Annotated in this window: 28 protein-coding genes; 6 read left to right on the top strand and 22 right to left on the bottom strand. The window is 73.6% G+C overall.

Features of this window, described 5'->3' with window-relative positions; translation table 11 throughout:
* The first annotated feature begins 3 nt into the window (after window positions 1–3).
* The 3 genes from IEZ00_RS15990 to IEZ00_RS15980 are packed head-to-tail and all read left to right on the top strand — an operon-like array spanning window position 4 to window position 1655.
* On the top strand, window positions 4–981 hold the full coding sequence (locus IEZ00_RS15990; RefSeq protein WP_229795770.1) for an ADP-ribosylglycohydrolase family protein: 978 nt from the start codon (window positions 4–6) through the stop codon (window positions 979–981).
* A gap of 57 nt (window positions 982–1038) precedes the next feature.
* The gene (locus IEZ00_RS15985; RefSeq protein WP_189224056.1) at window positions 1039–1353 is read left to right on the top strand and encodes a PadR family transcriptional regulator; all 315 of its coding nucleotides are present in this window, start codon (window positions 1039–1041) and stop codon (window positions 1351–1353) included.
* Window positions 1353–1655: a hypothetical protein gene (locus IEZ00_RS15980; RefSeq protein ID WP_189224055.1), complete on the top strand. Its 303-nt coding sequence runs from the start codon at window positions 1353–1355 to the stop codon at window positions 1653–1655. Before IEZ00_RS15985 ends, IEZ00_RS15980 begins: the two co-directional genes overlap by 1 nt.
* Window positions 1656–1676: 21 nt before the next feature.
* Here the strand turns inward: IEZ00_RS15980 and IEZ00_RS15975 are convergent, their stop codons facing one another.
* Window positions 1677–1937 carry a DUF4229 domain-containing protein gene (locus IEZ00_RS15975; protein WP_268248732.1) on the bottom strand — a complete coding sequence of 87 codons (261 nt, stop codon included), beginning with the start codon at window positions 1935–1937 and terminating at the stop codon, window positions 1677–1679.
* A 5-nt stretch (window positions 1938–1942) separates the two neighbouring features.
* Window positions 1943–2410: an Lrp/AsnC family transcriptional regulator gene (locus IEZ00_RS15970; protein WP_189224054.1), complete on the bottom strand. Its 468-nt coding sequence runs from the start codon at window positions 2408–2410 to the stop codon at window positions 1943–1945.
* Between the two features lie 306 nt (window positions 2411–2716).
* Here IEZ00_RS15970 and IEZ00_RS15965 point away from each other — a divergent pair, with 306 nt between their 5' ends.
* Both IEZ00_RS15965 and IEZ00_RS15960 read left to right on the top strand, forming a co-directional pair.
* A complete protein-coding gene (locus IEZ00_RS15965; protein WP_189224053.1) occupies window positions 2717–2929 on the top strand; it encodes a BldC family transcriptional regulator in 213 nt (70 codons plus the stop codon).
* 52 nt (window positions 2930–2981) lie between these two features.
* The gene (locus tag IEZ00_RS15960; RefSeq protein WP_189224052.1) at window positions 2982–3161 is read left to right on the top strand and encodes a hypothetical protein; all 180 of its coding nucleotides are present in this window, start codon (window positions 2982–2984) and stop codon (window positions 3159–3161) included.
* A gap of 63 nt (window positions 3162–3224) precedes the next feature.
* On the opposite strand, the gene IEZ00_RS15955 is transcribed toward IEZ00_RS15960, so the two are convergent.
* From IEZ00_RS15955 to IEZ00_RS15940, 4 genes are all read right to left on the bottom strand, one after another.
* The gene (locus tag IEZ00_RS15955) at window positions 3225–4616 is read right to left on the bottom strand and encodes an AAA family ATPase (protein ID WP_189224051.1); all 1392 of its coding nucleotides are present in this window, start codon (window positions 4614–4616) and stop codon (window positions 3225–3227) included.
* A gap of 97 nt (window positions 4617–4713) precedes the next feature.
* The gene (gene ccsB, locus IEZ00_RS15950) at window positions 4714–5700 is read right to left on the bottom strand and encodes a c-type cytochrome biogenesis protein CcsB (RefSeq protein ID WP_189224050.1); all 987 of its coding nucleotides are present in this window, start codon (window positions 5698–5700) and stop codon (window positions 4714–4716) included.
* Window positions 5700–7193 carry a cytochrome c biogenesis protein ResB gene (gene resB, locus IEZ00_RS15945; RefSeq protein WP_189224297.1) on the bottom strand — a complete coding sequence of 498 codons (1494 nt, stop codon included), beginning with the start codon at window positions 7191–7193 and terminating at the stop codon, window positions 5700–5702. The genes ccsB and resB overlap by 1 nt, the downstream gene beginning before the upstream one ends.
* 50 nt (window positions 7194–7243) lie before the next feature.
* Window positions 7244–8020 (bottom strand): cytochrome c biogenesis CcdA family protein, encoded by a 777-nt coding sequence (locus IEZ00_RS15940; protein WP_189224049.1) that lies wholly within the window; start codon window positions 8018–8020, stop codon window positions 7244–7246.
* 210 nt (window positions 8021–8230) lie between these two features.
* Between IEZ00_RS15940 and IEZ00_RS15935 the strand changes: the two genes are divergently transcribed.
* The gene (locus tag IEZ00_RS15935; protein ID WP_189224048.1) at window positions 8231–9187 is read left to right on the top strand and encodes a M64 family metallopeptidase; all 957 of its coding nucleotides are present in this window, start codon (window positions 8231–8233) and stop codon (window positions 9185–9187) included.
* Window positions 9188–9519: 332 nt separating this feature from the next.
* Here IEZ00_RS15935 and IEZ00_RS15930 read toward each other — a convergent pair whose 3' ends face one another.
* From IEZ00_RS15930 to IEZ00_RS15855, 16 genes are all read right to left on the bottom strand, one after another.
* Window positions 9520–10095 carry a TlpA disulfide reductase family protein gene (locus tag IEZ00_RS15930; RefSeq protein ID WP_189224047.1) on the bottom strand — a complete coding sequence of 192 codons (576 nt, stop codon included), beginning with the start codon at window positions 10093–10095 and terminating at the stop codon, window positions 9520–9522.
* Window positions 10092–10721: a histidine phosphatase family protein gene (locus IEZ00_RS15925; RefSeq protein WP_189224046.1), complete on the bottom strand. Its 630-nt coding sequence runs from the start codon at window positions 10719–10721 to the stop codon at window positions 10092–10094. Before IEZ00_RS15925 ends, IEZ00_RS15930 begins: the two co-directional genes overlap by 4 nt.
* The gene (gene hemL, locus IEZ00_RS15920; RefSeq protein WP_189224045.1) at window positions 10718–12013 is read right to left on the bottom strand and encodes a glutamate-1-semialdehyde 2,1-aminomutase; all 1296 of its coding nucleotides are present in this window, start codon (window positions 12011–12013) and stop codon (window positions 10718–10720) included. The genes IEZ00_RS15925 and hemL overlap by 4 nt, the downstream gene beginning before the upstream one ends.
* Window positions 12014–12024: 11 nt before the next feature.
* Entirely contained in the window at window positions 12025–12369 is a 345-nt protein-coding gene (locus tag IEZ00_RS15915; RefSeq protein WP_189224044.1) for a hypothetical protein, read from the bottom strand.
* A 20-nt stretch (window positions 12370–12389) separates the two neighbouring features.
* A complete protein-coding gene (gene mce1N / locus IEZ00_RS15910) occupies window positions 12390–12833 on the bottom strand; it encodes a transport-regulating membrane protein Mce1N (RefSeq protein WP_189224043.1) in 444 nt (147 codons plus the stop codon).
* 1 nt (window position 12834) lies between these two features.
* Entirely contained in the window at window positions 12835–13374 is a 540-nt protein-coding gene (locus IEZ00_RS15905; protein WP_189224042.1) for a hypothetical protein, read from the bottom strand.
* Window positions 13371–13979, bottom strand: coding sequence for a hypothetical protein (locus tag IEZ00_RS15900; protein WP_189224041.1), 609 nt, complete (start codon window positions 13977–13979; stop codon window positions 13371–13373). The genes IEZ00_RS15905 and IEZ00_RS15900 overlap by 4 nt, the downstream gene beginning before the upstream one ends.
* Window positions 13980–14075: 96 nt before the next feature.
* The gene (locus IEZ00_RS15895; protein WP_189224040.1) at window positions 14076–14615 is read right to left on the bottom strand and encodes a hypothetical protein; all 540 of its coding nucleotides are present in this window, start codon (window positions 14613–14615) and stop codon (window positions 14076–14078) included.
* A gap of 70 nt (window positions 14616–14685) precedes the next feature.
* Window positions 14686–15366 (bottom strand): hypothetical protein, encoded by a 681-nt coding sequence (locus IEZ00_RS15890; protein ID WP_189224039.1) that lies wholly within the window; start codon window positions 15364–15366, stop codon window positions 14686–14688.
* Window positions 15367–15409: 43 nt separating this feature from the next.
* Complete coding sequence (locus IEZ00_RS15885) at window positions 15410–15982, bottom strand: hypothetical protein (RefSeq protein ID WP_189224038.1); 573 nt, start codon at window positions 15980–15982, stop codon at window positions 15410–15412.
* Window positions 15979–16956 carry a porphobilinogen synthase gene (gene hemB / locus IEZ00_RS15880; protein WP_189224037.1) on the bottom strand — a complete coding sequence of 326 codons (978 nt, stop codon included), beginning with the start codon at window positions 16954–16956 and terminating at the stop codon, window positions 15979–15981. Before hemB ends, IEZ00_RS15885 begins: the two co-directional genes overlap by 4 nt.
* 61 nt (window positions 16957–17017) lie before the next feature.
* Complete coding sequence (locus tag IEZ00_RS15875; RefSeq protein WP_189224036.1) at window positions 17018–18550, bottom strand: bifunctional uroporphyrinogen-III C-methyltransferase/uroporphyrinogen-III synthase; 1533 nt, start codon at window positions 18548–18550, stop codon at window positions 17018–17020.
* Between the two features lie 14 nt (window positions 18551–18564).
* Entirely contained in the window at window positions 18565–19506 is a 942-nt protein-coding gene (hemC, locus tag IEZ00_RS15870; protein ID WP_189224035.1) for a hydroxymethylbilane synthase, read from the bottom strand.
* Window positions 19503–20840 carry a glutamyl-tRNA reductase gene (locus IEZ00_RS15865; RefSeq protein WP_189224034.1) on the bottom strand — a complete coding sequence of 446 codons (1338 nt, stop codon included), beginning with the start codon at window positions 20838–20840 and terminating at the stop codon, window positions 19503–19505. Before IEZ00_RS15865 ends, hemC begins: the two co-directional genes overlap by 4 nt.
* A 34-nt stretch (window positions 20841–20874) precedes the next feature.
* Window positions 20875–21606 (bottom strand): redox-sensing transcriptional repressor Rex, encoded by a 732-nt coding sequence (locus IEZ00_RS15860; RefSeq protein ID WP_229795838.1) that lies wholly within the window; start codon window positions 21604–21606, stop codon window positions 20875–20877.
* 198 nt (window positions 21607–21804) lie between these two features.
* A complete protein-coding gene (locus tag IEZ00_RS15855; protein WP_189224032.1) occupies window positions 21805–23298 on the bottom strand; it encodes a molybdopterin-dependent oxidoreductase in 1494 nt (497 codons plus the stop codon).
* Between the last annotated feature and the right edge of the window lie 45 nt (window positions 23299–23343).

Genomic DNA, 23343 nt, shown 5'->3' with positions numbered 1-23343 from the left:
GCCGTGACCTCACTTCCGGGCAGTTTGCTCGCGGGCGCCGTCGGCGACGCGCTGGGCGCCGCGATCGAGTTCGACCGGATCGACCGCATCCGCGGCCGGTTCGGCCCATCGGGGCTGACCGACTACGCGCCCGCCTACGGCAGGTCGGGCGCCATCACCGACGACACCCAGATGACCCTGTTCACCCTCGAAGGGCTGGTGCTGGCGCGGCGGCGGGGCAGCGACCCGCTGGACGAGGTGCGCGCGGCCTACGGGCGCTGGCTGCGCACCCAGGGCGGCCCGGAAGTTCCCTCGGACGGGTGGCTGCTGGACGTGCCGGAGCTGCACGCGCAGCGCGCTCCGGGCAACACCTGCCTCACCGCCCTGCACGCGGGCGGTCCGGGGACGCTGGAGAACCCGGTCAACGACTCCAAGGGCTGCGGCGCGGTGATGCGCGCCGCGCCCGTGGCGCTGTGGTCCGACGACGTGCACGAGGTGTTCGCGCTGGCGGCGGCGACGGGCGCGATCACCCACGGCCACCCCAGCGGCTACCTGTCGGCGGGCGTGCTGGCGGTGTTGGTGCAGCAGGTGCTGGCGGGCGCGGACCTGGTGGCCGCGGTGGAGGTGGCGCGGGCCGAGCTGGTCGGCTGGGACGGGCACGAGGAGCAGTTGGCGCTGCTGGACCTGGCGGTGGGCCTGGGCGGCAGCGACCGGCGGCCGACGCCGGAGCTGATCGAGACCGTGCTGGGCGGCGGCTGGGTGGGCGAGGAGGCGCTGGCCATCGCGGTGCTGACCGCGCTGGCCGCGCGCGACCTGGCGGACGGGCTGCTGCTGGCGGTCAACCACTCCGGGGACAGCGACTCCACCGGCGCGCTGTGCGGGAACCTGCTCGGCGCGCGCGACGGCGTCGAGGCCATTCCCGAGCACTGGCTGGAGGAGCTGGAGCTGGCCGAGGTGGTGCGCAGGCTGGCCGACGAGGCCGTGGAGGTGTTCGGCCGGTAGTGGGAACCGGGTCGGGCCCGCTTGACCCGGCTTAATCTACATAGGTAGCTTGAGCGCGTGGAACCGCTCGGGAGGATCGGCCGCGCCACCGCGGACGTGCTGGCGGTGCTGCTCGACGCCGACCGGCCGCGCTGGGGCCTGGAGGTCATCAAGCTCACCGGCAGGCCGTCGGGCAGCGTCTACCCGCTGCTGGACCGGCTGGAGCGGGCCGGGTGGGTCACCTCGTCGTGGGACGACGACAGCGAGCGCCGCGGCCCCCGGCGGCGGTTGTACCGGCTCACGCCCGACGGCGCGGTGGAAGCGGCCAAGGTGTGCGCCCGCAAGTCTGCGGAGACCGGGCGCCGGGCGGCGCCGCGACCACGGGAGGTCTGATGCCCCGCCTCGCCCTGATGCTCGTGCGGTGCGCCGCCGCGCTGCTGTGGCCCGCCGATCGCGCCCGCTACCTGGAGCAGTGGCGCGCCGACGTGCTCGGCGCGGCGGAACTGGGGCTGTCGCCGCTGGGCGTGGCCCTCGGCGCGGCCCGCACCGCGTTCCGCCTGAAGAAACCCCTCTGGCCGCCGGTCGGGGTGCTCGCCCTGGCCCTGCGGCTGCGTGAGAGCAGGCACGTCGGCGCGGTGTTCGCGGTCCTGCTCATCGCCCAGCTGGGCGGCACCGCGCTGCTGTTCGTGACCTGACCGCCCGGATCACCCGGACCGTCAGCTCTCGCCGCGCAGCTGCGCGCGCAGCTTCTCCCGCTCGGCGTTGCGCGCCGCCTGCCGCTCCTCCAGCCCGCGCGCCACGCGCGTGCGCAGCCCGCGCAGCACGAACAGCGACAGCGGCAGCGCGACGACCACGCCGACCGCCAGCGCGACCAGCAGGGGCACGTTCACCAGCATGAGCAGCGCGGTGACCACCGCGACCATGCCCAACCGCGCTCCGACGTACAGCGCCACATCACGACCCAAGTGCACGGTCACCCAGGTTACGCGCCGTCCGCCGGGTCCACCGCCGCGGTGTTGGGCCTGCCCTCGAAGCGGGTGGACAGCACCACCGTGGTGCGGGTGCGCGCCACGCCCTCGATGCGCCGCAACCTGCCCAGCGCCCGCTCCAGGTCGTCGACGGTCGCCACCCTGACCTTGACGATGAACGACTCGTCGCCCGCCACCCGGTAGCACGACTCGACCTCGACCAGCTCGGCCAGCGCGTCGGCCAGCTCGTCGTCGTCCGCGGTGTCGGTGGGGTGGATGCTCACCAGCGCCGTCACCCCCAGGCCGACCGCGCTCGGGTCCACCACGGCGTGGTAGCCCACGATGACCCCGGTGGCTTCGAGCTTGCCGACCCGCTCGTGCACGGCGGAAGCCGAGAGCCCGACCTTGCGCCCCAGGTCGGCGTAGGTGGCCCGGCCGTTCACCCGCAGGGCGGCGATGATCTGACGATCAAGAGCGTCCACCGCCCCAAGCCTAGGCCGTGCCCACAACCCCCACGTCGGCCCCTGCCTCCCCCGCGACCCACACGCGAGGCCGCGTCGGCCTGTCGGCATGCCTTTCGCGGGAAATCACGCTCTTCGATTTTCCGCGAAACGCGTGCCGATGGGCCGACTTCCGAGGCGGCCTCGCCCGCCGCGCCGCAGGCGCGGCAATCCAACGCTGTCCGCTTCGTCCCTTACTACCTCTTTACCATCAGCCAAGTGTTCGAGTACCCGATGGTCGGGATGCCACGATGCGTCCGGTACGTCTGATCGCCAGGGAGGCACACTGTGACGCAGGTACACCAGGGCGAACGGCTGTTGACGCCCGGCGAGGTCGCCAGCCTCTTCCGCGTCGACCCGAAGACCGTGACCCGCTGGGCCACGGCGGGCCGCATCGGTTCCATCCGCACGCCCGGTGGTCACCGCCGCTTCCGCGAGTCCGAGGTGCAGGCGCTGCTCTCGCAGCTGACCACCGAGGCGACCGAACCCGTGCGGCAGTGAGCCCGTACACCTCCACGACACGGGTAATCTCGTTGCAAAGGAGGTGGCGGCCATGCTGTACGTGCTCGCGGTGATCGGTGCCCTCACCATCGCCGTGCTGCTGTGGCGCGCGTTCGGGCCAGATCGGGTCGGCACCGCTCCGAGCGGCCGGTTCGTCGCACCGGACGACGACCCGGAATTCCTGCGCAAGCTCAGTGAGCAGCGCAAGCAGAAGCGCCCGGAGGACGAGTAACCCGGCGGGTGGTAGCGGACGGGGGCCTCGTCGGGAGGCCCCCGCGCGTTCGTCCGGGACCGGTCAGTGGTTGGGGAAGTCGTCCGCGACCGTGGCGGCCAGCTCCAGCAGCGCCAGGCGGGTTTCCGGGCCGAGCTTGTCCAGCTCGATCTCGGCTCCCTCCTCCAGGTGCGCGTCGAACGGGATGCGCACCACCGAGCGGCAGCGCTGCGCGAAGTGCGCGGCCAGCTTGTCCAGGTCGACCTTGCCCGAGCCGGGTCGCACCGAGTTGATCACCGCCACGGACCGCGCCACCAGGTCGCGGTAGCCGTGCGCCTCCAGCCAGTCCAGCGTGGCCGCCGAGGTCTGCGCGCCGTCCACCGAGCCGGAGGACACCAGCACCAGCGAGTCCGCGGTGTCCAGCACGCCCTTCATCGCCGAGTGCATCAGGCCGGTGCCGCAGTCGGTGAGCACGATGTTGTAGAAGTGCTCCAGCAGCGTCACGGTGCGCAGGTAGTCCTGGTCGCTGAACGCCTCGGACACCGCCGGGTCCTGCTCGGAGGCGAGGATCTCCAGCCTGCTCGGCGACTGCGAGGTGTAGGCGCGCACGTCGCTGTACTTGGTGATCCTGGCCACGTCGCGCAGCAGGTGCCGCACGGTCGCCGTGGTCTCCCTGGGCACCTTCAGCGCCAGCGTGCCGCGGTCGGGGTTGGCGTCGACCGCGATCACCCGGTCACCGCGCAGCGACGAGAACGTCGAGCCCAGCGTGGTGGTCGTGGTCGTCTTGCCCACGCCGCCCTTGAGGCTGAGCATGGCGATCTTGTAGCAGCCGCGCAGCGGCTGGTTGATCCGCGTGATCAGCTCGCGGCGGCGCAGGTCGGCCGGGCTCTCGCCGAGGTTGATCAGGCCACCGCTGAGCGAGTGCAGGGTCTTGCGCCAGCCGGACTGCGGGGGCCGCTTCGCGCGCTTGATCAGCTGCTGCGAGGTGACCTCGTTGGCGTTGCCCTGCCGGTTGCGCTGCTGCGGACCGGGCTGCGGGCCCGGCTGCGGGGCCTGCGGCACGACGCTCTGCGGGAAGTTGTTGGGGAAACCGCCCTGGTACTGGTGCGGCCCGGACGCGGCCGGGTCGCCGTACTGCGGCTGGCCCGCGACCGGGTACGGCCCCGAAGGGCCGCCGCCCACCGGGTACGGGCCGGACGGACCACCGCCGACCGGGTACGGGCCGGACGGGCCACCGCCGACCGGGTACGGGCCGGACGGGCCACCGCTCACCGGGTACGGACCCGAGGCGCCGCCGCTGACCGGCAGCGGCCCCGAGGTCGTCGGATCGAGGTAGACCGTGTTCGGCTCGGCGTAGCCGCCCGAGCCGGGGTCCACCTGGTAGCCGCCGGACTGGTTCGGGTTGGGCTGCGGCTGCCCCTCCGCCCCGGCCTGTGGCTGCCACGACGGATCGGGGTTCTCGTAGCGACCGGTCACCGCTGGGGTCCTCCCTGAGGATGCGGATCGAGACCTCCCCGACCCCCTGCTGGGACGGTAGCCGGGAACCCTCGGTTCCACGACACTGGGTCGTGGATCAGCTCACTCCCGCGTAAGAGTGCAACCCCGTCGTGACCAGGTTGATGAAGAACAGGTTGAACACGGTCAGCGCGAAGCCCAGGGTGTTGATCCACGCGGCGGGCCTGCCCCGCCACCCGGCGGTCGCCCGCGCGTGCAGGTAGGCCGCGTAGACCACCCAGGACACGAACGCCACCGTCTCCTTGGGGTCCCAACCCCAGAACCGGCCCCACGCCGCCTCGGCCCAGATCGCGCCGCAGATGATGCCGATGGTGAACAGCGGGAACGCGAACACGGTGCTGCGGTAGGCCACCCGGTCCAGCGCATCGGCGTCGGGCAGCCTGGTGAACCGCGCCCGGCCCGAGGACTTGAGCAGGTACAGCACGCTGGCCACGCCCGGCACCAGCAGCACGCCGCTGCCCACCGCGATGATCGAGACGTGGATGGCCAGCCAGTACGACTGCAGCGGCGGCGTCACCGGGCCCGCGTCGGCGTAGAGCACGGTGCCGCCCATGAACATCAGCACGACCACCGGCACGAGCACGAACCCGCCGAGCCTGCGCACCGGCAGCGACCGCACCAGGATCAGCCACGTCACCACGGCCGCCAGCGTCAGCAGCGAGCCGTACTCGTACATGTTGCCCCACGGCGCGCGCCCGGTGGACAGCCCGCGCAGCACCAGCGACGCCAGGTGCAGCAGCGCGCCGAGCACGTTGAGCGCCAACCCCATGCGGCCCAGCCGCTCCGCGCGCGACGGCCGGGGCGCGGCGACGACCCGGCCCGGCGTCCACGTGCCGTCCGCGCCGGTGCCCGCGACCCGCACATCGCCCCCGGCACCCGCCCCGACGCCGGCCCCGACACCGGCGGCCACCGCTTCCCGCCGTGGCGCCTTGGCCCGGCTGAACGCCTGCTCGCACAGGTACAGCACGGCCGCGACGACGTAGACCACGACGGCGGCGGCGTAGGTCCAGTCGCTGTAGGTGGCGAGCGCCTGGTTGACCGGCATCAGCTCTTCTCCTCGTGCGCGAGCAGGTCTCGGGACAGCGCGGTGAACTCGGCGCCGTACCCGGCTTGATCGGTGCGGGCCAGGCCGCCGACCTCGATGACGGTACGCCCGTCCCCCGACGGTTTCGCGCGCACCCAGACGCGGCGGCGCTTGACGCTCAGCGACACCAGCAACCCCAGGATGACCAGCACGGCGAACACCAGCACCCACACCTGCGCGGGGTCGTGCGAGACCTGCAGGGACACCCAGTCGCGCACCCCGTCGAACCGGATCACGGTGCCGTCGTCGAGGGTCAGCTGCTCGCCTTGGCGCAGGTTCTGCCTGGCCACCTTCACCAGCTTGCCGTCCCGCACCTGCTCCTGGTCGATGGAGAAGATGGACTGCCCGCGCCCGGAGTCGGTGCCCAGGTCGCCGCGGTAGACGTCGACGGCCACGGCCGGGTCGCGCGCCTCGGGGAAGCCGGAGTCCAGCAGCTCGCCGTGGAACGCCGCGGTCGGCGCGAGCAGGCCGGTGATGGCCAGCTGCTCGCGGCGGCGCCGCTCGGCGTCGGTGACCCCCGGCGGGTCGAACTTGGTGGCCCCCTCCGAGGCCAGGGTGACCTGGTTGACCGGCTGCCACTGGGTCGCCCCGGTGCGCGTCTCCCCGTTGGGGAAGGTGACCGTGAACAGCGGCGTGTAGCCGTGGCCCAGCAGGTAGAGGCGGTCGCCCGCGGTGCGCAGCGGGGAGTTGACCCGCAGCGGGTACGGCCGCCAGGTGCCGGACTCCAGGTCCGCGCCGGACTGGTACTGGATGTCGGCCTGGAAGCTCTCCGCCTGCCCGTTGTCCAGGTAGGTGGCGTGGAACCGGTCGACCTTGACGCAGAACGGGGTCAGCCGCGTGCCGTCGACCCGCAGGCCGGGCCGGAACGAGTCGTAGTTGAACACCCCGGAGTTGCAGAACTGGCCGCCGCCCGCCTGCACGATGACCTGGCCCTCGTAGCCGAACATCTTGCCCAGCGCGAACGCGATCAGCAGGCCCAGCAGGGCGAAGTGGAACACCAGGTTGCCGGTCTCGCGCAGGAACCCGCGCTCGGCGCTGACGCTGCGCGCCCCGTCGGCCTCCTCCCGCTCCACCAGCCGCCACCCGCGCAGCCGCTCGCGGGTCCGCGCCATCACGTCCTCGACGGACTCGCCGGTCTCGGCGGTGCCGTGGTGCGGCATGCGGGCCAGGTTGCGCGGGGTGAGCACGGGCTTGGCCCGCATCTGCTTGGCGTACTCCCAGGTGCGCGGCAGCAGGCAGCCCACCAGTGACACGAACAGCAGCACGTAGATCGCGGCGAACCAGGTGCTGGCGTAGACGTCGAAGAACTGCAGCCGGTTCAGCAGCCGACCCCACCAGCCGTGCTCCTCGATGTACTCGACGACCTTCTGCTGGTTCAGCGACCGCTGCGGCAGCAGCGCGCCCGGCAGCGCGCCCAGCGCCAGCAGGAACAGCAGCGTCAGCGCGGTGCGCATCGCGGTCAGACCGCGCCAGGTGTTGCGCAGGAAGGCGAGGGCGGCGCGCACTACAACGGCAGTTCTAGGTCGTTGATCACGGCGATCTGCATCCACGCGACGAAGTCGCCCCAGACCCCGGTGACCAGGGCGATGCCCACGGCGATCAACAGCCCGCCGCCGAACAGCTGCACCCGGCGGACGTTGGCGCGCAGCCAGCCGGTCACCCGCACCGCCCACCGCGCGCCCAGCGCGATCAGCACGAACGGCAGGCCGAGGCCGAGGCAGTAGGCCAGCACCAGGACCACGCCGCGGGCGGTGGCCGAGCCGACCTCCGTGCCGCGCGCCAGCGCCAGCACGCCCGCGAGCGTGGGGCCGACGCACGGCGTCCAGCCCAGCGCGAAGACCGCGCCCAGCAGCGGCGCGCCGACCAGCCCGGCGCGCGGGGTGCGGTGCAGCCGCAGGTCCCGCTGGAGCGCGGGCACCAGCCCGAGGAACACCAGGCCCATCGCGATGGTGATGACCCCGCCGACGCGCTGGAGCACGTCGGCGTTGAAGAGGAACACGTCGCTCAGGCCCAGCACCAGGAACGAGGTCAGCGCGAACACGACGGTGAAACCGAGCACGAACAGCCCGGCCGCCCCCGCGACCCGCCAGCGCCCGCCCCGGCGCGCCTCGCCCTCCACCACGGCGGGGGCCTCCGCGCCCACCAGGCCCGCCAGGTAGGCGAGGTAGCCGGGCACCAGCGGGACCACGCACGGCGAGGCGAACGAGATCGCCCCCGCCAGCACGGCCACGCCGACTGCCAGCACCAGCGGTCCCGAGATGGCCAGGTCGGTCGGGTTCACGAATTCAGGGTAGGTACCCCCACCGACCACCTCGCCACCGGACTCCCCTAGTCGCGACCGGGGTCACACCACCGAATCCGCCACCCGGCGTTCCCGAAGGCGCGATTCACCGTTGCCAGACGGGTGACCTGCCGCTGACCGGCGAAAAGCCCACGCGGTACCGACGAAAGCACGCTTGTGAGGGCCCCGGACGGCTGCTTACGTGACTCCATGCGCGCTCACCGGCTCACCCTGCCCGTGCTGGCAGTGCTCCTCACCCTGGTCGCCCCGCCGGCAGGCGGCGCGGTCGGGGACGCGCCCGCGGAGTGGCGCGAGGTCTTCTCCCCGGACGGCACGATCACCCAGGTCCTCGTCCCCACGACGGTGGAGGCGCAGGCGTCCCCGGAAGCGGTGGCCGCCGACGTGGTCCCCGTGCAGGAGACCGGCGCTCCCGACGCGCGGTTCGACCTCGTCTTCGTCGGCGACGGCTACACCTCCGCCGAGCTGGCCTCCTACCACCAGCACGTGGTGTCCAAGTGGGAGGAGCTCTCCGCCGTGGAGCCCTTCCGGTCCTACAAGCAGTACTTCAACGTCTGGCAGGTCAACGTGGTCTCCGCCGAGTCCGGCGTGGACAACGACCCCGCGCTGGGCGTCAACCGCGACACCGCCCTGGACATGGGGTTCTGGTGCCAGGGCCGGGACACCCAGACCGAGCGCCTGCTGTGCGTGAACCAGACCAAGGCCAACCAGTTCGCCGCGCTGGCCCCGCAGGCCGACCAGGTGATCGCCCTGGGCAACACCGCCAAGTACGGCGGCGCGGGCGGCGGCGTGGCCACCGCGGCGGGCGCGAACGCGCTGGCGGGGCAGATCGCGGTGCACGAGCTGGGCCACTCCATCGGCGGGCTGGCCGACGAGTACGACTACCCGTACGAGACCTACACCGGCGCCGAGCCGCGCGAGCCCAACGTCACCGCCGACCCGACCGGCGCGAAGTGGTCGGCCTACCTGGGGCAGCCGTCCCCGGACGGCGGCGTGGTCGGCGCCTACCAGGGCGCCCGGTACTACAAGTACGGCCTCTACCGCCCGACCGAGGACTCGATCATGCGCACCCTGGGCCGCGAGTTCAACTCGATCGGCCGCGACGTGATGGTCAACGCCTTCAAGGCCAAGGTCCCCGAACTCCGCTGACCACCCGACACGCCCACCACGCCCGCTCCCAGCGTCACCCACCTATGGGCGTGTTGGGCGTGTCGCCCCCGCGAGTCGAACCTCCAGGCACCACGAATTCAACATTCGCGCACCCCGCCCCCGCTCTCGCCCACCTCGGGCGGTACTTACCGGCCCCCACACACCCGTCCGGTAGTACTTGCCCACGCACCAGAGACGGCGCGACCCGCCATCCTTGGCGACCTGCCGCGCGGCGAGCGCACCTCTTGCTGGACAACCCAACCTGAGCGTTGAACTCAGGGGTCCTGGGCGTTCGACTCGCGGTACCTGGGTGTTCGACTCGCGGGGAGGGGTCAGGATTCGGCGGCCAGGTCCTTGACCAGGGGGAGCAGGTCGGAGGCGATGACGGAGACCAGGAAGACCGCCGCCACCCGGTGCTGCTTGTCCAGCACGATGGTGGACGGCACGGCGTTGGGCGGGTAGCCGCGGAAGGCCAGCATCGCCCGCCCCGCGTCGTCGTGGATCGACGGGTAGGTCAGCCCCCGGTCGCGCACGAAGTCGCGCGGCGCCTCGATCACCGGGTCCTTCACGTCCACGCCCAGCACCTGCACGCCCAGCGGCCCGGTCTCGTCCTGGACCCGCTGCAGCTCGGGCGCCTCGGTGCGGCACGGCGGGCACCACGAGCCCCACACGCTGACCACGACCACCTTGCCCGCGAAGTCCTCCAGCGAGACGGTCTTGCCGTCCTCCATCAGGCTCGGCCCGGACAGCCCGCGCACCACCTTGCGGTCGTCGCCCTCGTAGCGGATGCGCAACTGCCCGGCGGGTGCGACGAACTCGAAGTTCGAGCCGGTGACCACGGCGTCCGAGCCGGTGCTGCACCCCGTGAGCAGGGCCAGCCCGGCGAGCAGCAGCGCGACGGTCCTCATGCCCCGGTCACCCTCGGGTTGGTCGCGCCGACCGGCTCGGTGTAGACCAGCCGGACCAGCTCCTCGCCGTCGAACACCAGGCTGGTCAGCGACGCCAGCGAGCACTCGCGGCGGCGCGGGTCGTGCCACATCCGCTTGCCCTCCAGGAACCGGCGCAGCGTCCAGATCGGCAGCTGGTGGGACACGCACACCGCCTCGTGGCCCTCGGCGGCGGCGCGGGCCCGCTGCACCGCGCCCAGCATCCGGTGCGCGATCTCCAGGTACGGCTCGCCCCACGACGGCCGGAACGGGTTGACCAGCTTGGGCCAGTGCCGGGGCGAGCGCAGCGCGCCGTCGCCGACGGCGACCCTCAGGCCCTCGAACTGGTTGTCCGCCTCGATGAGCCGGGCGTCGGTGGCCAGGTCCAGCCGGTGCGAGTCGGCGATCGGGGTGGCGGTCTGCTGGGCGCGCTCCAGCGGGGAGGCCACCACGTGCACCACGTCGTGGTCGGCCAGGTGCTCGGCCACGACCAGCGCCTGCTGCCTGCCCCGGTCGGACAGCCGGAAGCCGGGGAGCCTGCCGTAGAGGATGCCGGTGGGGTTGTGCACCTCGCCGTGCCGCAGCAGGTGGACGACGGTGCGGCTCACCGCTGCGCCTCCTTGGCGGCGCGGGCGGCGTGCGGGAGGGCGTCGGCGATCAGGTCGAAGTCCTCCTCGGTCATGGCGGCGTTGACGAACCACGCCTCGAACGCGCTGGGCGGCGGGTACACGCCGCGCTCCAGCAGCGCGTGGAAGAACGGCGGGAAGCGCCACGTCTGCGCGGCTTGCGCGCCCGCGTAGTCGGTGACCTCGTCCTCGGTGAAGAACACGCTGACCAGGTTGCCCGCGAACTGCACCCGGTGCGGCACGTCCGCTTCGCTGAGCGCGGTGGTGAGCAGCGCGCCCAGCCTGGTCGCGTTGGCGTCCAGGGTGCGGTAGACCTCGTCGGTGGCGGCGCGCAGCGTGGCCAGGCCCGCGGCGACCGCGACCGGGTTCCCGGACAGCGTGCCCGCCTGGTAGACCGGGCCGGACGGGGCCAGCTTCGCCATCACCTCGGCGCGCCCGCCGAACGCCGCCGCGGGCAGGCCGCCGGACATGACCTTGCCGAAGGTGTACAGGTCGCCCGCGACGTTCTCCAGGCCGAACCAGCCCGCGCGGGAGACCCGGAAGCCGGTCATCACCTCGTCGACGACGAGCAGCGCGCCCTCGGCGTGGCACAGGTCGCGCAGCGCGGCGTTGAAGCCGGGCTTGGGCGCGACCGCGCCCATGTTGCCCGCCGCGGCCTCGGTGATCACGCAGGCGATCTCGCCGGGGTTGGCGGCGAACGCGGCGCGCACGGCGTCGATGTCGTTGTAGGGCAGCACCAGGGTGTCCGCGGCCTGCGCGCCGGTCACGCCGGGGGTGGTGGGCAGGCCCAGGGTGGCCACCCCGGACCCGGCCTGGGCCAGCAGCGCGTCGACGTGGCCGTGGTAGCAGCCCGCGAACTTGACCACCTTGCGGCGCTCGGTGAAGCCCCTGGCCAGCCGGATGGCGCTCATGGTGGCCTCGGTGCCGGAGTTGACCAGCCGCACCTGGTTGACCGGGGCGACCCGGTCGATGATCTCCTCGGCCAGCTCGATCTCGCCCTCGGTGGGGGTGCCGAAGGACAGGCCGTGCACGGCGGCCGAGCGGACCGCTTCCACCACGTCGGGGTGGGCGTGGCCGAGGATCATCGGCCCCCACGAGGAGACCAGGTCGACGTACCGGTTGCCGTCGGCGTCCCACAGGTGCGGCCCGGCGGCGCGCACCATGAACCTCGGCGTGCCGCCGACCGAGTGGAAGGCCCGGACCGGGGAGTTCACGCCACCGGGGGTCACCGCCGCCGCGCGCTCGAACAGCGCCTGGGATCGCGTAGCTGTCACGCCGTCCAGTCTCACACGTCCGTTTCGGCGGGTTCCTCGGGACCGGGGGCACCGGCCGGGACACCGGCGGGGGCGCTGGCGCGGGCGCGCACCGCGAGCACCGTCTGCCGCACCGCGTCGATCAGCAGCGCGCCCGCCGCGGTGCCCAGCGCGATCGAGGTGCCGATCCAGTTGCCCAGGTAGCGGGTGGCCCGCAGCGGCGGGTGGTCGGGCACCGGGTAGCTCAGCCGCAGCACGCCCCGGTTCCAGCACCACGCCGCGGCGAGCCCGAGCAGCACCGCCAGCGCCACCTCGCCCGCCGCGACCAGGGCGCGCTTCGGCCGGTGCAGCGCGGGTTCCGGGGCGATCGTCGTCACGGTGGTGAAGCTTACGGCGGTCACGCTCGCGGTCGTCGCCGCAGCAGCTCTCCCAGGGCGGTGCCGAGCGCCTCCGGGTCGCGCGCCCAGCCGACCACGACCATGCCGTCGACGAGCTTGATGGGCACCTCCGCCCGGCCGCGCGGCAGCGTCCAGCCGCCGCCCAGGACGCGCGCACCCGCCCTCGGCTCGACGCCCTCGACCTCGGCGATGTCGCGCAGCTGCAGCTCCTCGCGGCCCTGGTGCAGGGCCACCGGGGTGAGCCGGACCTCGTAGAGGCGCCGCCGGGCCTGCACCCACAGCAGCGTGGGCAGGAACAGGCCCGCGGCGACCGCCGCCCACAGCCCCGCGTGGGCCGCGCCGGTCAGCGCCTCCAGCAGGAAGCCCGCCAGGCCGAAGGCGGGGCCCCACAGCAGCGGCCACCAGGACGCGCCGGGTTCGGAGTACAGGGTGGGCTGCTCCACGTCAGCCGAGGTTCCCCGCGAAGTAGGCGCGCGTGCCGGGCAGGAAGCTCAGCACCGCCGCGACGGCGGGCAGCACCAGGCGCAGCACGATCACCACCCAGGACAGCGGCTCGGCCCCGTCGCGCGCGGCCAGCACCACCGCGCCCACGCCCAGGAAGCCGATCACCAGCGCGCCGCCGCACAGCCCCAGCCGGGCCTGGTAGCCGCCCTTGAGGAAGGCGACCGCGCCCCAGACGCCGCCCACGGCCAGGCAGGAGGTGCCGAACAGGGTCATCACCGGGCCGAAGCCGGTCAGCGCGTCGCCCTCGGCGAGCGCGCGCACGACCGTGCCCAGCGGCCAGGACAGGGCGGCCAGCAGCCACAGCGCGAACGCCGCCACGACCGCGCCCGGCCGGGGCACCGAGGTCGTGTACTGGTCGACGCCGCGCATCTGGCCGGGGAAGCCGGGGAACTGGCCGCCGAACCGCTGGTCGAACTGCTGGGGCTGCACGGGCCGCACCTGGCCCTGGTAGGGGTCGTGCGGGGGCGGTGGCTGGGTCATCTCGGGTACACCGATCTCACGTAGGCGTTGGACGCGGGCAGGAACATGGCCACGATGCCCAGCAGCACCGAGGCGAGGAAGGCCAGCGACCACGCGACGCCGACCAGCCAGGGCACGTAGGTGATCGTCCCCGACGCGAACAGGCCCAGCATGAGCAGGCCGAACACGATCGCCACGCCGCCGAGCACGGCCAGCGTGACGCGCGCCCAGTTGCGGCCGGAGCGGATCTTGAACGCGGCGACGACGAACGGCACGGACGCCACCGCCAGGCCCGCGCCGTAGATCAGCGGCAGGAACGCCGCGAGCAGGTCCGCCTCGGCCCTGGTCAGCGGGGTCGGGTCGAGCTGCGATTCCGCGTGCAGGTCCGCGCCGAGCAGGTCCAGCCTCAGGTAGTACAGCCCCGGCAGGACCAGCACGGCGAGCAGCGCGCCCGCGATCCAGGACCAGAACGAGGCGGTGGTGGTGACGGGTCGCCGCGCCAGCGGCCCCGGCTGGGCGGCGGGCATCGGCGCGGGGTAGCCGTAGCCCGCCGGGACGGGCCCGCTGGGCTCCCCCGGCAGGTGCACCGGGTGGAACGGGGAGGCGAACGGGTCGGGTTCGGACATCGGGACTCCGGCGGTGGGGCGGGCGCGGCGGGGGTTGCCGCCGCGCCGACCACTCTGCCGCACCGCGCCGCCGGGTGGACACCACCCGCGTCGCGGTCAGCCCTGCCGCTTCACCGCGTCGAAGTAGCTCTTGGCGTTGGGCGTGTAGAGCAGGACCACGGCGACGACGCTGATCAGCGCGGTGAGCAGGCCCAGCCACGACGCGCCGAGCAGCAGCACCAGCAGGTTCAGGCCGGTGAGCACGGTCAGCACCAGCCGCGCCCAGTTGCGGCCCGCCCGCGCCTTGAACGCGAACAGCACGTACAGGCCCGCGAAGAGCAGGCCCAGCACGACCGCGAACATCAGGCTCGCGGTGGCCACCGACTGCAACTCCTCCTCGGACAGCCCGTTGCCCTGGCCGGTCCTGCGCAGCTGGTCCACCAGCGCGTCGCGCTCGGTCAGCGCGAGCAGCGAGCCCAGCGCCGACAGCACCGCCCCGGTGATCCAGATCCAGAACGAGATCTGCACCTCTTTGGGGGCGGGCGGGCGGTCGAGGCCGCGCACCTCCGACTCGCTCAGCGGCGGCGGCGCGGGCACGTAGGGCTGCTGCTGCCCGTGAGGCTGCTGGCCCTGGTACGGGTCCTGTGGCGTGGTCACGATCGAAAACGCTAGAACCGCGCGGGTGCGCTGTCCACCGGGGCGGACGTGGACAGCGCACCCGGCGCAGTCAGCTCGCCTTGAAGTAGTAGTTGGCGTCCGACTTGAACATGAAGATGATCGCGCCGATCTCCGCGACCAGGGCGACCAGGCTCAGCAGCGCCTGGATCGCGCCCAGCACGCCGATGCTGAACAGCACCCCGATGGCGAGCAGGCCGAACAGCCCCAGCAGGACGGCCAGGCCGCCCAGGACGGTGAGCAGGATGCGCGCCCAGTTGGCGCCGTTGCGCATCATGAACACCACGGCGATCCACACCGCGGACAGCGCGAAGGAGACGAAGTAGCTGGTGTAGCTGGGGCCGGTGTCGGCCAGCGCGCGCTGGAACTCCGGACCGAGGTCGCCGCCGAGCTGCTCGACGGTCTTGTCGTAGATCGCCTGCGCGGTCAGCATCCCGAAGATGTTGGACACGATGCTGACGCCCGCGGCCACCAGCCACAGCAGGAAGGCGGTGTCGACGGACTTGGGCCGGGGCGGGCGGTTGAGCTCGCCGGGGCTCAGCGGCGGGGCCTGGGGCGGGTAGCCGCCGCCCTGCGGGTAGCCACCCTGCTGCGGGTAGCCACCTTGCTGGGGGTAGCCGCCCTGCTGGGGGTAGCCGCCCTGCTGGGGGTACCCGCCGGGCTGCTGCGGATAGCCGCCCTGCTGCGGGTACCCACCGGGCGGCTGGTTCTGGGGACCGTTCGGAGTGGTCATGCGGCGGACGGTAGGAGGACGCGGGGCCGCAGTCGACCGGAAATCACAATCCGTTAGCTACCCGTGGTGGTGGACCGCTGACGGATCGCCGCGCGCGGAAGTGCCCGGCCACCGACGGCAGGTACATCAGGGTCAGCGCCACCGCGTCCAGCAGCATCGTGGCGATCCCGAACAGCACCTCCACCGGGCTGACGACCAGGCCGAACATCGCCCCGACCCCGGAGGCGACGACGATCAGCCGGAACACCCCGAACAGGATGCCCGCGCCGCCGAGCACGGTCAGCACCACCCGCGCCCAGTTGCGCCCGCCCGCCATCCGGTTCGCCAGCAGCGCGTAGAGCAGCACCATCGTGACGCCCAGCAGCACGCCGAAGGTCACCCCGCCGGTGGCGGCGGCGTCCAGCTCGTCCTGGCCGAGGCCGGGCTGCTGCCTGCGCAGCTCGTCGATCAGCCTGCCCCGGTCGGCCAGCTCCACCAGGAACCGGGCGGCGCCCACCAGCGCGCTGGTGATCCACAGCCACCGGGACAGGTCGACCCAGCGGGGCGGTGCGGGCTGGGGCTGCTTCGGCTGTCCGAACCCCGGCTGTCCGGGGCCGGACCGGGTGGGCCGGGTCATCCCCGGTCCAGCCACGCCGCGGCCTCGACCGCCCAGTAGGTGAGCACGATGTCCGCGCCCGCCCGGCGGATCGAGGTCAGCGTCTCCAGGATGGTGCGCTCGCGCTCGATCCAGCCGTTGGCCGCGGCGGCCTCGACCATCGCGTACTCGCCGGAGATCTGGTAGGCGGCCACCGGCACGTCGGAGATCTCGGCCACCGCCCGCAGCACGTCCAGGTAGGGCAGGGCGGGCTTGACCATGACCATGTCCGCGCCCTCGGCGAGGTCCTGCTGGACCTCGCGCAGCGCCTCGCGGGCGTTGGCCGGGTCCTGCTGGTAGGTCTTGCGGTCGCCCTGCAGCTGCGACTCCACCGCCTCCCGGAACGGGCCGTAGAGCGCGCTGGCGTACTTGGCGCTGTAGGCGAGCAGGCCGGTGTCGGTGAACCCGGCCTCGTCCAGCGCCGCGCGGATGAACCCGATCTGGCCGTCCATCATCCCGCTGGGGCCCAGCACGTGCGCGCCCGCCTGCGCCTGGGCCACCGCCATCTCGCCGTAGACCTCCAGCGTGGCGTCGTTGTCCACGGTGCCGTCGGCGGCCAGCAGCCCGCAGTGGCCGTGGTCGGTGAACTCGTCCAGGCAGGTGTCGGCCATCAGCACGGTGCTGTCGCCCAGCTCGGCGCGCAGGTCGGCCAGCGCGGCGTTGAGCACGCCCTTGGGGTCGGTGGCCCCGGAGCCCACGGCGTCGCGCTCGGCCGGGACGCCGAACAGCATGATGCCGCCCACGCCCGCCTGCACCGCCTCGACGGCGGCCGCGCGCAGCGAGTCGCGGGTGTGCTGGACCACGCCCGGCATGGACTTGATCCCGACCGGCGACGACGCGCCTTCCTTGACGAACATCGGCAGCACGAGCTGGCGCGGCCGGACCTCGGTCTCGCTGACCAGCCGCCGCATCGCGGGGGTGGTGCGCAGTCGGCGGGGCCGGTGGGCGGGAAACACGGTGATGCACTCCCTGACGTGGTCGGGACCACGCGAGGTGGTCCCGACCTGGGCTTTCGACTCAGGAACGCCGCAGGCGCTTGGTCTTGCGGGGAGGCGGCAGCGCGCCCTCCGCGCGCAGCCTCGCCGCGTGCTGCGCCAGCGCGTCCACCAGCGCGGGCACGTTGGCGTCCTCGGGCTGCACGTCCACCCGCAGGCCGAACTCCCGCGCGGTCTCCGCGGTCTGCGGGCCGATGCAGGCGACCAGGGTCCGGGCGTGCGGCTTGCCCGCGATGCCGACCAGGTTGCGCACGGTGGACGAGGAGGTGAAGCACACCGCGTCGAACCCGCCCGACTTGATCATCTCGCGGGTGTCGGCGGGCGGCGGGGCCGCCCGCACGGTCCGGTAGGCGGTCACGTCGTCGATCTCCCAGCCGCGCTCGCGCAGGCCCGCCGCCAGGGTCTCGGTGGCGATGTCGGCGCGGGGCAGCAGCACCCGGTCCACCGGGTCGAGGATGTCGTCGTAGGGCGGGAAGTCGGCCAGCAGGCCCTCGCTGGACTGCTCGCCGCTGGGCACCAGCTCCGGGATGATGCCGAAGCCGCGCACCTTCGCCGCGGTCGACTCGCCGACGCAGGCGATCTTCACGCCGGAGAACGCCCGCGCGTCCAGGCCGAACTCGCGGAACTTCTCCCACACCGCGCGCACCGCGTTGGTGGAGGTGAACACCACCCACTGGTAGCGGCCGTCGACCAGGCCCTTGACCGAGCGCTCCATCTGCGCCGGGCTGCGCGGCGGCTCGACCGAGATGGTCGGCACCTCCACCGGGATCGCGCCGTGCGAGTGCAGCCGGTCGCTCATCGCGCCCGCCTGCTCCTTGGTGCGCGGCACCAGCACGCGCCAGCCGTACAGGGCGCGCGACTCCCACCAGGACAGCTTGGTCCGGCCCGCGACGGCGCTGCCGACGGTGACCACCAGCGGGCCGCCCAGCTCGCCCGCGTCCTGCGCCAGCGAAGCCAGCGTGGTGTCCACGGTGCGCTGGCCGAAGCCGGTGCCGTCGGCGGTCACCGCGACCGGCGTCTGCGGGGCCAGGCCGTGCTCCACCAGCGACGAGGCCGCCTCGGCGAGGTGGCCGCCGGTGGCGTGCAGCACCAGGGTGCCCGGCGCGGCGGCCAGCGCCGCCCAGTCCACCGCGCCGCGCACGTCGGCCTCGGTGTGCACGGCGCCCAGCGCCACGCCCGCGTAGGCGGGCACCGCGGTGCCCGCGGGCACGCCGGGCACCACGTCGAAGGCGATCGTGGTGCGCGAGACCGCGTGGGCCTCCTTGACCACCGAGTCCAGGGTCAGCGGGTCGCCCGCGACCAGCCGGACCACGGCGGCCCCGTTCTTGGCCTCGGCCACCAGGTCCTTCGCCACGTCGGCCGGGTCGCCGACAGCGGGGCGCACCTCGACCCCTTCGGGTACCAGCGCCACCACCTCGGCCGGTACGTCCGGGTCGGTCACCACCAGCTCCGCCTTGGCGAGCAGGTCGCGAGCCCGGACCGTGAGAAGCCCGGTGTCACCGGGGCCGGAGCCCACGAAGGCGACGCGGCCGGGGGTCTTGCGCACGCGGGTCATCAGGGCACTCCCCATCAACTACGCCCCTCCGACCGCGCGGGGGCGAGGCCGGAGAGGTCGAGCAACTCGGCGGCCAGCGCGCGGCCGAGTTCCTCTGCTGCGGTCAAGTCACCGGTGGCGGACGCCCGGAGGAGGTCGCCGTCCTCCGTCGCCATGACCCCGCGCAGGGACAGGCGCAGCACGACCGCGCCGTCGTCGTCGAGGTCTTCCACCACATCGGCCAGTGCGCCGACCGGCGCGCTGCAGCCCGCTTCCAGCGCGGCCAGCATGGCGCGCTCGGCGGCTACCGCGGCCCGACTGGCCGAGTCGTCAAGAACGGACTGCAGCAGGTGCTCGGTGTCGACGTCGTCGACCCGGCACTCCACCGCCAAGGCGCCCTGCGCGGGCGCGGGGAGCATCTGGATCGGGTCCAGGGTCTCGGTGATCTCCTCGGTGCGACCCAGCCGGGCGATGCCCGCGCGGGCCAGCACCACCGCGTCCAGCTCGCCGTCGCGGACCTTGCGGATGCGGGAGTCCACGTTGCCGCGCAGCGGCACCAGCTCGATGCCCAGCCCGAGCGCCGCCAGCTGCGCCACCCGGCGCGGCGCGCCGGTGCCCACCCGCGAGCCCGGCGGCAGCTCGCCCAGGGTCAGCCCGTCGCGGGCGATCAGCGCGTCTCGCGGGTCCTCCCTCGGCGGCACCGCGGCCAGCGACAGCCGCGGGTCCGGGGCGGTGGGCAGGTCCTTGTAGGAGTGAACGGCGACGTCCACCTCGCCGCCTGCCAGCGCGTCGCGCAGGGCGGAGGTGAACACCCCGATCCCGATCTCGGCGATGGGCGCGTGCGAGCGGTCGCCGGGCGTGGCGATCGTGACGATCTCCACTTCGGCGCCCGCCGCGCGCAGCGCGTCGGCCACGTGACCGGTCTGCGTCAGCGCCAGCGCGCTGCCGCGGGTGCCGATCCTGAGGGTGCGGTTCACCGCTTGTCACCTTCGGGTTGAGTCAGAGGGGGAATGCCGGTGGCGGGCGCGCTCACGGCGGTGGGCGCCTGCGGGTCGAGGCCGAACAGCTCGCGCAGCGCCTCGGCGTAGCCCGCGCCGCCCGGCGCGGCGGCCAGCTGCTTGACCCGCACGGTCGGCGTGTGCAGCAGCTTGTCCACCACCCGCCGCACGGTGTTGGCCAGCTCGTCGCGCACCGCGGCGTCCAGCTCGGGCAGCCGCGAGTCCAGCCGCAGCAGCTCGGTGTCCACCACCTCGGCGGCGCGCTTGCGCAGCGCGGTGACGGTCGGGGTGACCTCGGCCGAGCGCTGCCCGGCCAGGTAGCCGCGCACCTCCTCGGCCACGATCTCCGCCGCGCGCGCGGCGTCCTGCCCGGTGGGGGCGTCGGACAGCCTGCGCTGCAGGGTCTCCAGGTCCACCACGCGCACGCCCGCGAGCAGCGCGGCGGCCGGGTCCACGTCCTTGGGCAGGCCCAGGTCGCAGACCACCAGCGGGCGGTCCGGGGCGCGGTCGCCGATCAGCTCCGCGCCGACCACGGTGTCCACCGAGCCGGTGCACGCGAACAGCACGTCCGCGCGCTCGACCTCGTCGGCCAGCACGTCCAGGCCCACCGACCGGGCGGGCACGCCGTCGGCGCGCAGCGCGGCGGCCAGCCGGGCGCCGTTGCTCGCGGTGCGGTTGGCGATCACCACCTCGCCGATGCCCGCGCGGCGCAGGTGCGCCACGGCCAGCCCGCCCATCGAGCCCGCGCCGACGACCAGCGCGCGGCGGCCGGTCAGGCCGCCGAGGGCGCGCTCGGCGTCGGCCAGCGCCTCGGACACCACCGACGCGCCCGCGTGGTCGATGCCGGTGTCGGTGTGCACCCGCTTGCCGACCCGCAGCGCCTGCTGGACCAGCTCGTGCAGGGTGCGGCCGACCACGCCGGCGGCGTCCGCGGCGGCGTAGGCCGACCGCAGCTGGCCGAGGATCTGCGCCTCGCCGACCACCATCGAGTCCAGCCCGCCCGCGACGGAGAACAGGTGCTCGACCGCGGCGGCGGCGTAGTGCACGTACAGGTGCTCGTGCAGCTCGGCGGGCTCCGCGCCCGCCTGGCGCGCGAGCACCTCGACGACTTCGTTGACACCGCCGTGGAAGGTCTCGACGACGGCGTAGACCTCGACCCGGTTGCAGGTCGACAGCAGCACGGCCTCGGAGACGCTCGGGGCGGACAACAGCTGGTCGAGCACCTTGCCGAGGTCGGCCTCGGCGACGGCGGCGCGCTCCAGCACGGGGACCGGTGTGGTGCGGTGGGACAGACCGACGGCGAGCAGGCTCATGCCGGCACCACGCCCCACTCCACTACCCGCACGATCACGGGCGAATCACCACCCCGTCCACGCCGACTCCGTTGACCACTTCCCCGGCGGCCTCGTCAGCCCGTCGCGCGACGTGGAACGACAGGATCTGCATCTCGACCGCCAGGTCGACCTTGCGCACCTCGACGTTGTCCGGGACCTGGAGGACGACGGGTGCGAAGTTCAGGATGCACTGCACTCCGGCGGATACCAAACGGTCGCAGACGGCCTGCGCCGCCTGCGGGGGCGTGGCGATGACGCCGATGGAGACCTCGCGCTCGGCGCAGACGGTCGCGATGTCGTCGATGTGGTTGACGGGTATGCCGCCTACCGGCACTCCGGTGAGGTCGGGGTCGATGTCGAACAGCGCGGCGACCGGGAAACCCCGGCTGGGGAAGCCGCCGTAGTTGGCCAGCGCGTGACCAAGATTACCGATCCCGACCACCGCGACGCTGTGCTTGCGGGTGAGCCCGAGGATGCGCTCGATGTGGCTCACGAGCACCTCGACGTCGTAGCCGACGCCCCTGGTGCCGTACGAGCCGATGTAGGACAGGTCCTTGCGCAGCTTGGCCGAGTTGACCCCGGCGGCGCTGGAGAGCTCCTCGCTGGAGATGGTGGTCACGCCCTGGTCGACCATGCCCGACAGCACGCGCAGGTAGACCGCGAGCCGGGCGACCGCCGCCTCGGGGATGGCGCGGGCGCGCTCCCGGACCTCCGCGTCCGCGGGGTTCCTGGGAGTGGCCACCACCGCGTCACCCTCGCCCCGCTGAGCCGCCACGCTGGTACTCCTCGACGTTCGCCGCACTTGACCGCCGGGTGCCGCCACCAGCGGAGTGATGCGCCCACCGTACCGCTTGTGAACGCTTGCACAAAGTCGGCGGAATTCCACCGGGGCGCTCCAGTGGGACGGAACTCACCTTCGGGTGAATCCCGCCACGCGGCGGGTTCACGCCACCGTGAAGAACACCGAGTGCCACCCGGTCGCCCCGTCCGGCACGGGCGCCAGCCGGGCCTGCGGCTGCGTGCGCCCGGCGCGGTCGGTGGCCCGCACCTCGACGGTGTGGCCGCCCGGCGGCAGGTCCAGCTCGACCCGCCACATCCGCCACGTCGACCCGCTGACCTCGGCGGACAGCTCCGCGACCCGCCACGGGCCACCGTCCGCGCGGACCTCCACCCCGGCCACCCCGTGCGGCTGCGCCCACGCCACCCCGGCCACCACCGGCCTGGCCCCGACGGTCGACCGGTGGCGCGGGCTGTCGATCCGGGACATGGTCTTGACCGGGGCCCGCTCCGCCCAGCCGCGCTCCAGCCAGTAGGCGCGCCGGGCGGCGAACGTGGTCAGCTCCAGGTCCACCACCCACTTGGTGGCCGAGACGTAGCCGTAGAGGCCGGGGACGACCAGACGGGCCGGGAAGCCGTGCTCCACCGGCAGCGGCTCGCCGTTCACGCCCAGCGCGATCAGCGCGCCCCGGTCCGGCTCCAGCACCACGTCCACCGGGGTGCCCGCGGTCCAGCCGTCGGAGCTGGTGGACAGCAGCTGGTCGGCGCCGGGCCGCACACCCGCCTCCAGCAGCACGTCGCGCAGCGGCACGCCGACGAAGTCCGCCGTGGAGACGTAGGGGCCGCCGACCTCGTTGGAGACGCAGGTCATGGTGACGGTGCGCTCGACCAGGTCCCGTTCGCGCAGGTCCCGGTAGCTCAGCCGGAGCTCCCGCTCGACCATGCCGTGCACCCTCAGCGACCAGTCCTCGGCGCGCAGCCGGGGCACGCTCAGCGCGGTGTCGATGCGGTAGAAGTCGGCGTTCGGGGTGATGAACGTCGGGGTGCCGTCGGCGGCGAAGTCCGCGCCCGCCGGGATGGCGGGGGCCGGTCGCGCGGGGGTCAGCTCGCCCACGGCGCGGCGGGACGCCTCCACGTCCACCCGGCCGCCCACGAGTTGGCCCGCCACCCCGGCCGCCGCGGCGGCGCCGGCGGTGATCAGGAACCCGCGCCGGGCGTCGTCGGGCGGCGTGCTGCCGCGCGTGGCCAGGCCGTGCAGCAGGCGGAAGGCGAACACGCCGACCAGCAGGCTCGCGGCCGGTGCCAGGACACCCAGTTGTCCGAGGTCAGGGCGGCTGAGGACGGCAACGACGCCGAGCGCGCCCAGCACCACCGCGACCACCGTGCCCGGCAGGGGGCTGCGGCGCGACAGCAGCCCGGCGGCGGCCGCCGACGCGGCCAGGACCACCGCCATGCCCAGCAGCAGCACCAGCTTGTCGTGGGTGCCGAAGGCGCTGATCGCGAAGTCCTTCACCGCCTGCGGCGTGAGGTCGATCGCGGCGTCGCCCACCGCCAGGTACGGCGAGGCGGACGGGCCGACGAGAGCCGCCACCAGGTGACCGGCCGCGAGGGCGGCGGCCAGGCCGAGCAGTCCGACGAGGGCGGCGGTCCAGCGGTTCATGCCCCTGATTCCACACCCGATCGGGTTCGGCGGACCGAACCGTAA

The organism is Saccharothrix coeruleofusca (assembly GCF_014648515.1).
Classification (GTDB): Bacteria; Actinomycetota; Actinomycetes; order Mycobacteriales; family Pseudonocardiaceae; genus Actinosynnema; species Actinosynnema coeruleofuscum.
This window is presented reverse-complemented; position numbering and strand designations above follow the sequence as displayed.